At 69.4% G+C, this 11,801-nt stretch carries 13 protein-coding genes and 1 pseudogene; 3 read left to right on the top strand and 11 right to left on the bottom strand.

Going from position 1 to position 11,801, the window contains the following annotated elements:
* From E1181_RS30015 to E1181_RS29990, 7 genes and pseudogenes are all read right to left on the bottom strand, one after another.
* On the bottom strand, positions 1–660 hold a 660-nt coding region (locus E1181_RS30015; RefSeq protein WP_235877156.1), incomplete at its 3' end, for an AMP-binding protein.
* A gap of 107 nt (positions 661–767) precedes the next feature.
* Positions 768–1,532, bottom strand: coding sequence for an HAD-IIA family hydrolase (locus E1181_RS30010; protein ID WP_207922383.1), 765 nt, complete (start codon positions 1,530–1,532; stop codon positions 768–770).
* A gap of 26 nt (positions 1,533–1,558) precedes the next feature.
* Complete coding sequence (locus E1181_RS33005) at positions 1,559–2,089, bottom strand: TOBE domain-containing protein (protein ID WP_408010953.1); 531 nt, start codon at positions 2,087–2,089, stop codon at positions 1,559–1,561.
* A gap of 78 nt (positions 2,090–2,167) precedes the next feature.
* Positions 2,168–2,584: pseudogene (locus E1181_RS33000) on the bottom strand (ATP-binding cassette domain-containing protein); the annotation flags it as partial.
* A gap of 62 nt (positions 2,585–2,646) precedes the next feature.
* Positions 2,647–3,441 (bottom strand): ABC transporter permease, encoded by a 795-nt coding sequence (locus E1181_RS30000; protein WP_132679782.1) that lies wholly within the window; start codon positions 3,439–3,441, stop codon positions 2,647–2,649.
* The gene (gene modA, locus E1181_RS29995) at positions 3,438–4,193 is read right to left on the bottom strand and encodes a molybdate ABC transporter substrate-binding protein (RefSeq protein WP_132679781.1); all 756 of its coding nucleotides are present in this window, start codon (positions 4,191–4,193) and stop codon (positions 3,438–3,440) included. Before modA ends, E1181_RS30000 begins: the two co-directional genes overlap by 4 nt.
* The gene (locus tag E1181_RS29990) at positions 4,194–4,595 is read right to left on the bottom strand and encodes a TOBE domain-containing protein (RefSeq protein WP_132679780.1); all 402 of its coding nucleotides are present in this window, start codon (positions 4,593–4,595) and stop codon (positions 4,194–4,196) included.
* Between the two features lie 161 nt (positions 4,596–4,756).
* On the opposite strand from E1181_RS29990, the gene moaA reads away from it, so the two are divergent.
* The 3 genes from moaA (at position 4,757) to E1181_RS29975 (ending at position 7,457) form a co-directional block, all read left to right on the top strand.
* Positions 4,757–5,815, top strand: coding sequence for a GTP 3',8-cyclase MoaA (gene moaA, locus E1181_RS29985; RefSeq protein WP_408010950.1), 1,059 nt, complete (start codon positions 4,757–4,759; stop codon positions 5,813–5,815).
* Positions 5,816–5,820: 5 nt separating this feature from the next.
* Positions 5,821–6,129, top strand: a complete 309-nt coding sequence (locus E1181_RS29980; RefSeq protein ID WP_132679779.1) for a MoaD/ThiS family protein — start codon at positions 5,821–5,823, stop codon at positions 6,127–6,129.
* Between the two features lie 737 nt (positions 6,130–6,866).
* Positions 6,867–7,457 (top strand): LysM peptidoglycan-binding domain-containing protein, encoded by a 591-nt coding sequence (locus E1181_RS29975; protein WP_132679778.1) that lies wholly within the window; start codon positions 6,867–6,869, stop codon positions 7,455–7,457.
* A gap of 429 nt (positions 7,458–7,886) precedes the next feature.
* On the opposite strand, the gene E1181_RS29970 is transcribed toward E1181_RS29975, so the two are convergent.
* The 4 genes from E1181_RS29970 to E1181_RS29955 all read right to left on the bottom strand — a co-directional run bounded on the left by E1181_RS29970 (position 7,887) and on the right by E1181_RS29955 (position 11,365).
* Positions 7,887–8,813 carry a molybdenum cofactor biosynthesis protein MoaE gene (locus tag E1181_RS29970; protein ID WP_132679777.1) on the bottom strand — a complete coding sequence of 309 codons (927 nt, stop codon included), beginning with the start codon at positions 8,811–8,813 and terminating at the stop codon, positions 7,887–7,889.
* A gap of 52 nt (positions 8,814–8,865) precedes the next feature.
* Complete coding sequence (gene moaC / locus E1181_RS29965; protein ID WP_132679776.1) at positions 8,866–9,351, bottom strand: cyclic pyranopterin monophosphate synthase MoaC; 486 nt, start codon at positions 9,349–9,351, stop codon at positions 8,866–8,868.
* Positions 9,352–9,460: 109 nt separating this feature from the next.
* Positions 9,461–10,915: an NAD-dependent malic enzyme gene (locus E1181_RS29960; protein WP_132679775.1), complete on the bottom strand. Its 1,455-nt coding sequence runs from the start codon at positions 10,913–10,915 to the stop codon at positions 9,461–9,463.
* A gap of 264 nt (positions 10,916–11,179) precedes the next feature.
* Positions 11,180–11,365 carry a hypothetical protein gene (locus tag E1181_RS29955; protein ID WP_132679774.1) on the bottom strand — a complete coding sequence of 62 codons (186 nt, stop codon included), beginning with the start codon at positions 11,363–11,365 and terminating at the stop codon, positions 11,180–11,182.
* Positions 11,366–11,801 lie beyond the last annotated feature (436 nt).

The following is an 11,801-nucleotide window of genomic DNA, read 5'->3' as shown; positions in this document are numbered from 1 at the left end:
ATACCCGCACAACTCCCCCACGAAAAAACCGTTGTTCAGGATGTTGTGATGCGACAACGTCGCACCCTTCGGAAAACCCGTCGTCCCCGACGTGTACTGAATGTTGATCGCATCATCCGCCGACAGCCGGATCTCGCCGAGCCTGCGCTGGTCAGCGGCAGCGCCGACGAGGTTCGCCCACTCGGGCGACTCCAGGAACACGATCTGCTCCAGGCCCGCGCACTTGCTCCGGACCTCCTCGACCATGGCGACGTAGTCGGAGCTCTTGAACGACTTCGCCGAGATCAGCATCCGGACCCCGGCCTGGTTGAGCACGTACTCCAGCTCGTGCGACCGGTAGGCGGGGTTGATGTTGACCAGGATCGCGCCGATCTTGGCGGTCGCGTACTGGGTCAGGGTCCACTCGGAGCGGTTGGGCGCCCACACGCCCACCCGGTCCCCCTTGGTGATGCCGGCGTCGAGCAGGCCGGTCGCCATCGCGTCGACGTCGGCGACGAACTCCCGGTACGTCCAGCGACGACCCGTGGCGACTTCCACGAGCGCGTCCCGCTCCGGGAAGCGCGCCGCCGTGCGGTCCAGGTTCGTTCCGATCGTGTCGCCCAGCAACGGCACGGTGGACGCACCGGAGTCGTAGCTGAGCAGTGTCGGCTCGGTGCCCACGACAACCTCCCGCATTCGGTGGTGCAGGTCACCATCTTCACCTGCACCACCGAATCGGGCCAACCCCGGACAGCGCCCCCGAGGTGCGTGCCTCGGGGAACGCCTGGTCAGGCCTTGAAGGGGTCCGTGACGTGGTCCCGGAGGTCCGCGATCGAGCGGACGACCTTGGTGGGGCGGTACGGGAAGAGCTCCGCCGTGTCCTCGTCGGAGATGCCGGAGAGGACGAGGATCGTCTGCAGCCCGGACTCCAGGCCCGAGCGGACGTCGGTGTCCATCCGGTCGCCGATCATCAGCGTGTTCTCCGAGTGCACGCCCAGGTGGCGCAGCGCGGAGCGCATCATCAGCGGGTTCGGCTTGCCCACGTAGTACGGGGCGCGGCCGGTGACCCGCTCGATCAGTGCGGCCACGGCACCGGTGGCGGGCAGCGTGCCCTCGCGGCTCGGGCCCTTCTCGTCCGGGTTGGTGGCGATGAACCGGGCACCGTTCTCCACCAGCCGGATGGCCTTGGTGATGGCCTCGAAGCTGTAGGTGCGGGTCTCACCCAGGATCACGTAGTCGGGATCCCGGTCGGTGAGCACGTAGCCGATGTTGTGCAGCGCGGTGGTCAACCCGGATTCGCCGACCACGAAGGCCGAGCCGCCGGGCCGCTGCTGCTCCAGGAACTGCGCCGTGGCCAGCGCGGACGTCCAGATCGCCTCCTCCGGGATGTCCAGCCCGCTGCGCAGTAGCCGGGCCCGCAGGTCCCGTGGGGTGTAGATCGAGTTGTTGGTGAAGACCATGAACGGGATGCCGTTCTCCCGAAGAGCGGCCACGAACTCGTCCGCGCCGGGCACCATGTGCTCCTCGTGGACCAGCACGCCGTCCATGTCCATCAGGTACGTCCATGTGGATGGCTCAGTCACGCCCCCGATGATCCTCCGGACACGGGGTGGATGGCCACCTCGGTCGCCTTGATCACGAACCAAACTTCCTCACCTGCGGAAATCCCGAGCTCCGCGACCGCTGCCGGGGTGACGTCGGCGGCCAGGCCGGCCGCCGACGGGCCCGTGGCGCGCACCCGGACCACGTCGCCGCGCGGTTCCAGGGCCGCGACGCGCACCGGCAGCGCGTTGCGCGGGCTGCCGTGCGGGCGCTGCCGGTGCACCGCCACGGCCGACGGCGCGAACACCGCCCCCGCCGGTTCCCGCGCCTGAAGCTCCTCGACCACGCGGCCGCTGATGATCTCCTCGCCGATCAGCACTCCCCCGTCGATCGCCGTGCCGGTCAGCAGGTTGAGACCAGCGAGGCGCGCGGTGAACGCTTCGCGCGGACGCGACAGCACCTCGCTGGTCGGCCCCCGCTCGACGACGCGTCCGTCCTGCAGCACCAGCAGCCGGTCGGCCAGCACGACGGCGTCGAGCACGTCGTGGGTGACCAGCACCGTCGGCATCTCCTGACGGCGCAGCACCTGGTGCAGCAGTCCGCGCATGGCCGGGGCCGCGTCGACGTCGAGAGCCGCCAGCGGCTCGTCGAGCATCAGCAACCGGGGTTCGCCGGCCAGCGCGCGAGCCAGCGCGACTCGCTGCGCCTGGCCTCCTGAGAGCCGCGCGGGGCGGCGTCCGCCCAGGTCGGCCACATCGGTCTCGGCCAGCCAGCGCGCGGCGACCTCGCGCGCCCGCGCCTTGCTCGTGCCGGCGGCGCGCGGGCCGAAGGCGACGTTGTCGCGCGCGGTGAGGTTGGGGAACAGCAGGGCCTGCTGGGCGAGCAGGCCGACTCCGCGCCGGTGCGTGGGGACGTTGATGCGGCGTGCGGTGTCCAGCCACGCCGTCCCGTCCAGTTCGACCACGCCGCGCTCGGGCGCCAGCTGCCCGGCCAGCACGGACAGCAGCGTCGACTTCCCGGCTCCGTTCGGGCCGAGCACCGCCAGCACCTCGCCGGGCGCCACCGCGAACTCCGCGCGCAGCGAGAACTCCGCGCGGTGCAGCTCGACGTCCACCCGCAGGCCGCTCACAACCGTCCCTCCACTGCCCTCGGCCTGGCGATCACGATCACCAGCAGGGCCACCACGACCAGCAACAACGACATCGCCACCGCAGCGTCCACATCGGACTGAGCGGTGGTGTAGATGGCCAGCGGCAGGGTCCGGGTGCTGCCCTGCAGGCTGCCTGCGAAGGTGATCGTCGCGCCGAACTCACCGAGCGCGCGGGCGAAGGTCAGCACCAGGCTCGACCCCAGCGCCGGGAGCAGCAGCGGCAGCGTCACGCGCCGAAAGGCCAGCCAGGGCCCGGCTCCCAGCGTCGCGGCGACCTGCTCGTAGCGTCCGCCCGCCGTGCGCAACGCGCCTTCGAGACCGACCACCAGGAACGGCATCGCGACGAAGGTTTGGGACAGCACGACCGCGGCCGTGGTGTAGGGCAACCGGATTCCGGCGACCGCGAGCACTCCGCCGAGCGGCCCGGTCCGGCCCAGCAGGTACAGCAGCGCCAGCCCGCCGACCACCGGTGGCAGCACCAGCGGCAGCAGCACCAGAGCTCGCACCACGCGCATCCCGGGCAGCGTGGAGCGCGCCAGCACCACGGCCAGCGGCACTCCCAGCAGTGCCGCCAGGGCGGTCGCGATCAACCCGGTGATCACCGACAACCGCAGCGCGTCCAGCGCGGCCGGGCTCAGCAGCAGTCCCGGCAGCCGAGCCGGTTCGACGCGGGTGAGCAGACCGGCGACCGGCAGCACCACCAGCGCCAGCGCGAGCACCGCGGGCACCCACAGCGCGGCGGGGACCTGCGGTGGATGCCGCCTGATCATGGAACGTCGAAACCGTGCGCGCCGAGCACCTCGCGACCCGCGGGCCCGCGCACGTACGACACGAACTCGTTCGCCAGCTGCGCCTGCTGCGAGTCGGCGAGGGTGGCGATCGGGTAGTTGTTGACCGCTCGCGGAGCCTCGGGGAAGTCGATCGACTGCACCCGGTCTCCCGCCGCCTTGGCGTCGGTGACGTAGACCAGGCCCGCGTCGGCCTCGCCCGCGACGACCTTCTGCAGCACCTGCTTGACGTCGTTCTCCTCGCTGACCGGCCGCAACCCGACGCGGGCGGCCGCGGCGACCTGCTGGGTGGCGGCACCGCAGGGCACCTGCGGTGCGCAGACGACGAGCTTCTTGTCCGCGAGGTCGGCCAGCGAGGTCACGTGCGCGGGGTTGCCGGGCGGAACCACGATGGTCAGCCGGTTCGTGGCGAAGCTCTGCGGCGGCGAGACCAGGTCGGCGACCTTGAACATGTTCTTGTCGTCGGCGGAGGCGAACACGTCGGCCGGGCGGCCCTGCTTGATCTGCTCGGCCAGCGTCGACGAGCCCTGGTAGTCGAACTGGACCGCGACGTCGGGGTGCTCGGCGGTGAACCGCTTGCCCAGCTCGTCGAAGGACTCGGTCAGCGAGGCCGCCGCCAGCACCGTCACCGTGCGCTGCTGCGCCGGGGACTGCTGGCCGGATTGGGCCTGGCCGCAGCCTGCCAGCAGGGTCAGCGCGAGCATCCCGCCCGCGATCATCTTGAGCTTGGACATTCAGCCCTCTCCCGGTGTCTCCACCACGACGTTGGTCGACTTGACCACGGCCACCGCCAGCGACCCGGGCACCAGCCCGAGCTCGCGCACCGCCTCGGTGCTCATCAGCGACACCACTCGGTGGGGTCCGCACTGGATCTCCACCTGCGACATCACCTTGTCCGAGACGATCTCGGTCACCAGCCCGACCCAGCGGTTGCGCGCCGAGCGCCCGACGGCCGACGGGTCCGGGGCGGACCTGGCCTGGTCGCGGGTGAACTCGGCGAGCGCGGCTCCGTCGACGACCAGCCGTCCGGCTGCGTCGCGCTCCGCGGGTAACTGCCCGCCGTCGACCCAGCGGCGAACGGTGTCGTCGCTGACGCCGAGAAGCGAGGCGGACTCTGCGATCCGATAGTGCGGCACGAGCAGAACAATACGTCCGCAGGTGCGGGGAAACCAAGGCCTCCCGATCCGCGAACCAGGATCGTTAACACCCGTCACCCCGCTGTTGACCAGGGATCTTGCACCGTCCAAATTGCCGCTCGCGATCGAAAAGCGTCGGTCCGAGGAGATAGGGTCGAGTTGTGAACGCGGTGGACTTGGGAGTTCCGTTCGTGCGCCGCACGGTCGACTCCTCCGAACGGCCGGACACGCCGTACCTGGTGGATCGCTTCGGCCGGGTGGCGACGGATCTGCGCGTCTCCCTGATCGACAAGTGCAACCTGCGCTGCACCTACTGCATGCCCGCCGAAGGGCTGCCCTGGCTCAAGCGCGACGAAATGCTCGACACCGACGAGATGAACCGGCTGATCCGCATCGCGGTCGAAGAGCTCGGCGTCACCACGGTCCGCTTCACCGGCGGCGAACCGCTGCTGCGGCAGGACCTGGTCGACGTCATCGCGGCCACCTCGTCGCTGCCCAGCCGGCCCACGACCTCGCTGACCACCAACGGCATCAACCTCGGCGGCTTCGCCGAGAAGCTGGTGAAGGCCGGGCTCAACCGGGTCAACGTCTCGCTGGACACCTTGGACGGAGCGGTGTTCAAGGAGCTGACCAGGCGCGACCGCATGCAGGACGTGCTCGACGGTCTCGCCGCGGCCAAGACGATGAAGCTGGAGCCGGTCAAGGTCAACGCCGTGCTGATGCGCGGGATCAACGACCACGAGGCCCCCGAGCTGCTGCGGTACTGCATCGAGCGCGGCTACCAGCTGCGGTTCATCGAGCAGATGCCGCTGGACGCCCAGCACGGCTGGGAGCGCTCCGCGATGATCACCGCAGACGAGATCCTGGAGAGGCTGGGCCAGGAGTTCACCCTCACCCCGGACGTCGCCGAGCGGGGCTCGGCACCGGCCGAGCGCTGGTTGGTCGACGGTGGCCCGGCCACGGTGGGCGTGATCGCCTCGGTGACGCGGCCGTTCTGCGCGGCGTGCGACCGCACGCGGTTGACCGCGGACGGACAGCTACGCTCGTGCCTGTTCTCGACGACGGAGACGGACCTGCGCGGCCCCATGCGCGAAGGCGCCACCGACGCCGAGCTGATCCGGCTGTGGCAGGGCGAGATGTGGGCCAAGGCCGCCGGTCACGGGATGGACTCCGGCGAGTTCGCCCAACCATCAAGGCCGATGAGCGCAATCGGGGGTTAGCGGAGATGACCGCGGTGTCGGAGCAGAGCGCCGGTCCGGCGAGGAGTTCGGTGTCGGTGCAGGTCCGGTATTTCGCAGGCGCTCGCGCCGCGGCCGGCGTTCGCGAGGAGACGGTGCGGCTGACCCGCCCGGACGGCGCGGCTCCGACGGTCTCCGACGCCATCGCGGCGGCGCTGAACCAGCACGACGAGAAGCTGGCGAAGGTGCTGCCCGCGTGCAGCTTCCTCCTCGACGGCGTGGCCGTGCGCGACCGCGGCACCCGCATCCCCGGCGACGCCACCCTCGACGTCCTGCCGCCGTTCGCGGGCGGCTGAACCGCCCGCTGAGGACGGCGCACTGTGTCCTCTGCGCGCGTGCGTGCGGGTGCGCGAATACAACATTCCCTGGCGTGTCGTACAGCCTCGTTCAGGTGACTTCTGGGTTGATTTTTCCCTCATTCGATCTTGGCTCTCAGGACGCCTTCCGAGCCCGCCGCTCGACCGCCTGAGAGCCACCCGATCTAGCGACTGGTCTACCCACGCTCCGTGGTTACGTGAACACAAATCGCGTTCGCGCTCGGCCGTCCGCGTCCCCACGCCCCGGCGTGATCCACGCTCGCTCCACGGTTGGTAACCGCGTGACAGGGGTTCCCCAGTGGGAGCATCGTGGTGACCCAAGCCTCACTTACGGTGATCGATATCAGCCCGGAAACGGTCCGATAACGACGCCCTGATCAGCGGAAATGATCGGGATCGCCACCCGTTTCGCCGGTGTTACTGTGATCAGCGTCACATGGTCCAAGATTTCCGATCTTCGGATTGGTTACGTAGTGTCGCTCCTCGGTCGGCCCCGAACCGATCAGCAAGGAACTCGAGAGCCCGTGGCGCCGAACCTGTCCAGCGGGCTCTCACCCCGAAAACGAAACAGAACCGGACAGGAACGAGGGACGTCTCAGGGCCCCCCGAAAGCCCCGAGACGCCGCCGGCTCCCCCGAGACCGGCGGGCACGAACCCGGCTCCACCCGAAGGAGCCAGATCAGGGTTCGACCCGAGGCGCGGCAGGAGAGAGGGACATGGGCAAGCACCGCAAGCCTTCGAGTACCAAGCGCAATTTCGCCCGGATCGCCGTTGCCGGCGCTGTGGTCGCCACCCCGATCGCGATCGCCGCACCCGCCAACGCCGCGGACTGGGACGCTCTGGCCAAGTGCGAGAGCAGCGGCAACTGGAGCGCCAGCACCGGCAACGGCTTCTACGGCGGCCTCCAGTTCACCCCGTCGACTTGGGCCGCTTACGGCGGCACCCAGTACGCCAGCAGCGCCCACAACGCCACGCGCGAGCAGCAGATCGCCGTCGCGGAGAAGGTTCTCGCCTCCCAGGGCAAGAACGCGTGGCCGGGCTGCAGCGCGAAGCTGAACTGGACCAGCGGTTCGACCAAGTCGAGCACCAAGACCGAGACCACGCCCAAGAAGAAGACCACGACCACCACCAAGACCAAGTCCACGGTCAAGGCGGACGGCGCGGACTACACCGTCAAGGCGGGCGACACCCTGGGCAAGATCGCGCAGCAGTTCGGCGTGAACTACCAGGACATCGCCGCCAAGAACTCGAGCGTGATCAGCGACCCGAACCTCATCTTCCCGGGTCAGCAGCTCGACGTGAAGTAAGACCTGCACGGTCAGGCATCCCCCAACGCCGACCGGCAAGGAAGCACGCGCCGTCTCCCCCGACACGGCACGTGCTCCGCCAGAGAAACCCTCTCCACCGCAAAGCCCCCAAAGCGGTGGAGAGGGTTTCTTGCGTTGTGAAGGGGAGTTCGTCAGGCAAGCGACGAAGTCGCTTTCTCCGTACCCCACCAGAGCAACCGGCACCGCCGCGGGTTCTGAGCGGCTCTCTGGGGAGGACAGCCGTAGCGCCGCGTATTGGTCACATCAGTCTCGGATCCCGGAGCCAGAGAGCCGCTCAGGTTCCGCTTCTCGCGCCGCCACGCACAAGGGCCACAGAGCAGTTGCAGTAAAGGCGATCCCAGAGCCAGAAGGCGTGTCAGGCTCCGCCACCCGCACCACCCAGCCGACGAACCACAGATCAGTCCAGAACTACGGGCAGTTGACCCATTCTTCTGTGTTGTCGTCGAAGACCTGGCGCTTCCAGATGGGCAGCCGGCGCTTGACCTCGTCGACGAGTTCGGAGCAGGCGTTGAAGGCCTGCTTGCGGTGCTCCGCGGCGACCGCGCAGCCGAGCGCGACGTCACCGATCTTGAGCATGCCGACGCGGTGCGAGACGGCGATGGCGCGAACGCCTTCGAACCGCCCGGCGATGTCGGCGGCGACCTCCTCGATCACGTCCTGCGCGATGGGGTGCCCGGTGTACTCCAGCTCCAGCACTCCCCGGCCGCCGTCGTGGTCTCGCACGACGCCGCCGAAGGTCACCACGGCCCCGGCCGCGTTGTGCTCCACCGACCGGGCCAGCGACTCGACGTCGATGTGCTCGTCGACGACGTCGGCCCGCAGCACCTCGGCGGGCGTGTGCGCCGGTGCGGTCGCCGATCCGGGATGGTCGCCGCCGTGGAGCTGATCGACCGCGTGGTCCAGGACGCCCTCCAGGACACCGAGGCCGTCCTTGACCCCGCCGGTGGAGCCCGGGAGGTTCACGATCAGCGTGCGACCGCTGACCCCGGCCAGCCCTCGGGAGAGGACGGCGGTGGGGACCTCGGGCAGTCCGGCGGCGCGGATGGCGTCCGCGAGGCCCGGGATCTGGTGGTCGAGGACCTGCCCGGTGACCTCGGGGGTGCGGTCGGTGGGGTTGATGCCGGTGCCGCCGGTGGTGATCACGACGTCGACGCCGGCGTTGACAGCGGTGCGCAGCTGATCGCCCACGGGGTCGCCGTCGGGCACGACGAACGGTTCGGGGGTCTCGTAGCCGCGGTCGCGCAGCCACTTCACGATCACGGGACCGGTGCGGTCCTCGTAGATCCCGGCGGCGGCGCGGTTGGACGCGGCGACGACTCGCGCGGTCCTCGTCATGGAGACCTCCCGTGAATGGCCCGGCTCTGGTGCAACGACGGCGAGCGGCGGATTAGTCCGCTTCGGTTCGCTCCCAGAGACCGGTCTTGCCGCCTTCCTTGCGCTCGACGCGCACGGCGTCGAGCACGGCGCCGGGATCGACGGCCTTGATCATGTCGTGCAGCGCGAGCCCGGCGACGGCGACCGCGGTCAGCGCCTCCATCTCGACACCGGTGCGGTCCGTGGTCTTGACCGCGGCGGTGATCCGGACTTCGGTGTCGCCGAGTTCGAGCTCGACCTTGGCGCCGGAGATGGCGATGGGGTGGCACAGCGGGATGAGGTCCGGGGTGCGCTTGGCGCCCATGATCCCGGCGAGCCGGGCGGTCGCGATGGCGTCGCCCTTGGGCAGGCCGTCGCGGCGCAGCAGCGCGATCACCTCGGCCGTCGTGCGCACGACTCCGCTGGCCACGGCCTTGCGGGCGGTGGCGTCCTTCTCGGACACGTCGACCATGCGCGCGGCACCGGCCTCGTCGACGTGGGTGAGTTCATCCTGCGCCATGCCGAAAGCCTAGAGGACCGCCGTCCCCGGCCGAGTGGGGAGGGAAGGCGCAACGGGGGACGCGATCACCGTCGTGATCACGTCCCCCGCGAACGGCGTCTACCGGTTCTTAGAAGTCGAGGTCTTCGGCCATGCTCCAGGGCATCGACGAGCCGCCTCGCGACGCGGTTTCGGCGGGTTTGGCCGCCAGGGCCGCCTTCTTGACCGCGTCCGCGACGGCCGGGGCGACCGCGTTGTCGAAGACGCTGGGGACGATGAACGAGGCGTTGAGGCGCTCGCCGTCGACGACGTCGGCGATGGCGTTGGACGCCGCGAGCATCATGTCGTCGGTGATCTCGTGCGCGTGCGCGTCGAGGAGTCCGCGGAAGACGCCCGGGAAGGCCAGCACGTTGTTGATCTGGTTCGGGTAGTCGCTGCGCCCGGTGGCCACGATGGTGGCGTGCTGCTGGGCCTCCAGCGGGTCGATCTCCGGGTCCGGGTTGGCCAGCGCGAACACGATCGCGTCGGAGTTCATGCTCGCCACGTCGTCGGCGGAGAGCAGGTTGGGCGCCGAGACGCCGATGAACACGTCGGCCTCGCGCACCGCGTCGGACAGCGTGCCGGTGCGGCCCTCGTTGTTGGTGCTGGAGGCGATGTTGCACAGGTTCTCGTCGGTGTCGCCGCGCCCGGTGTGCACGATGCCGTTGATGTCGACGGCGATGATGTCGGCGGGCTTCTTGTTCTGCAGCAGCCGGATGATCGCCGAACCGGCCGCGCCCACACCGCAGACCACGATGCGGCAGTCGGCGATGTCCTTGTTCACCACGCGCAGGGCGTTGCGCAGCGCGCCGAGCACGACGATGGCGGTGCCGTGCTGGTCGTCGTGGAAGACGGGGATGTTGAGCTTCTCGCGCAGCCGCGCCTCGATCTCGAAGCAGCGCGGAGCGGCGATGTCCTCGAGGTTGATGCCGCCGTAGACGGGGGCGATCAGCTCGACGGCGCGGATGATCTCCTCGGTGTCCTGGGTGTCCAGGCAGACCGGCCAGGCGTTGACGCCCGCGAACTTCTTGAACAGCGCCGCCTTGCCCTCCATGACCGGCAGGGCGGCCTCCGGGCCGATGTTGCCCAGGCCGAGCACGGCGGAGCCATCGGTGACCACGGCGACGGCGTTGCGCTTGACGGTGAGGCGGCGGGCGTCGTCGGGGTTCTCGGCGATCGCGGTGCACACCCGGGCGACACCCGGGGTGTAGGCGCGGGAGAGGTCATCGCGGTTGGCGAGCGCGACGCGGGAGTTGACCTCGATCTTGCCGCCGAGGTGGACCAGGAAGGTCCGGTCGGAGACCTTGCGGACGCGCACGCCGGGCAGCGCTTCGAGGGTCTCGGTGACCTCGCCGGCGTGGTCGGCGGACAGCGCGTTGCAGGTGATGTCGACGACGATGCGGTCGGCGTGCGACTCGACGACGTCGAACGCCGTGATCACCCCGCCCGCGCGTCCGATTGCGCTGGTCAGATCGCCCGCGGCGGTCGTCGACGGCGGAGCCTCGACGCGAACGGTGATCGAGTAACCAGGACCTGGAACCGGCATTGGCACACCCCTGTCGAGCGAACGGCTATGGACGTGGGTGCCGTCCTCCGGCGGTCTGGCCGCCGAAGCAGATCGCCTACCCGGCACGCAAGCCATTCTGGCCCGCTAAGCGACCGGAACTTCACCCAGCACGAAAAAGCCTAAAACTTTCCCGACTGTGAGCTAGATCCGGTGGGTTACTCGCGAGTCAGTGTTGACACGCCGCGTTCGCCGGGGCCGTTTTCGACGCCGAACCGGCACCTGGCCGGTCCGGCGACAGGGGTCTCACTTGTTGATGACCGTGACCGGGTGCTCGTACGGGACGGCGTCGTCGTCGAGCGGGAACGTGGTGTCCCCGAACGGCGACAGGGCGCCCTGCTTGTCGGCCACCAGCTCGCTGACCGGGTGCTCTCCGGCACCGGCCTGCGGCCAGGTCGGGTCGATACGGTCCTTCTTGGTCTTGCCGGCCACGTCGTCCTCCTGTGCATTCCGGCTACGGGCATCTCCAGTTTGCCGGATCGGGGCGATCGAACTCACCCAAGGGTGTCGCAGCTTGCACATCTCCTCCCCTGCGCAACGCGCTGCACGCCACCTCGGGACACAGGTACACCCGGACTTCCACTGAAGTCGGGGACCAGACTTCCACTGAAATCGGCCACCGGAGTTCCACTGAAGTCCACGACCCGGAGTTCCACTGAAGTCGGGGACCGGAGTTCCACCGAAGTCCGTCACCCGGAGTTCCACTGAGGTCCGTCACCCGGAGTTCCACTGAGGTCCGTGACCTGATTTCCACTGAAATCGGGGACCGGAGTTCCACTGAAATCCGGTCAACCTCGAACGGGGCGGGGGCGGACGATCGGGGCTGTGAGGGCCACGACGAGGGCCAACGCGGCCGGGATGAGGAGCG

The organism is Saccharopolyspora terrae (assembly GCF_004348435.1).
GTDB lineage: Bacteria > Actinomycetota > Actinomycetes > Mycobacteriales > Pseudonocardiaceae > Saccharopolyspora > Saccharopolyspora endophytica.
Note: the sequence above shows the minus strand (reverse complement) of the source record. Positions and strands in the feature narration are given on the sequence as shown.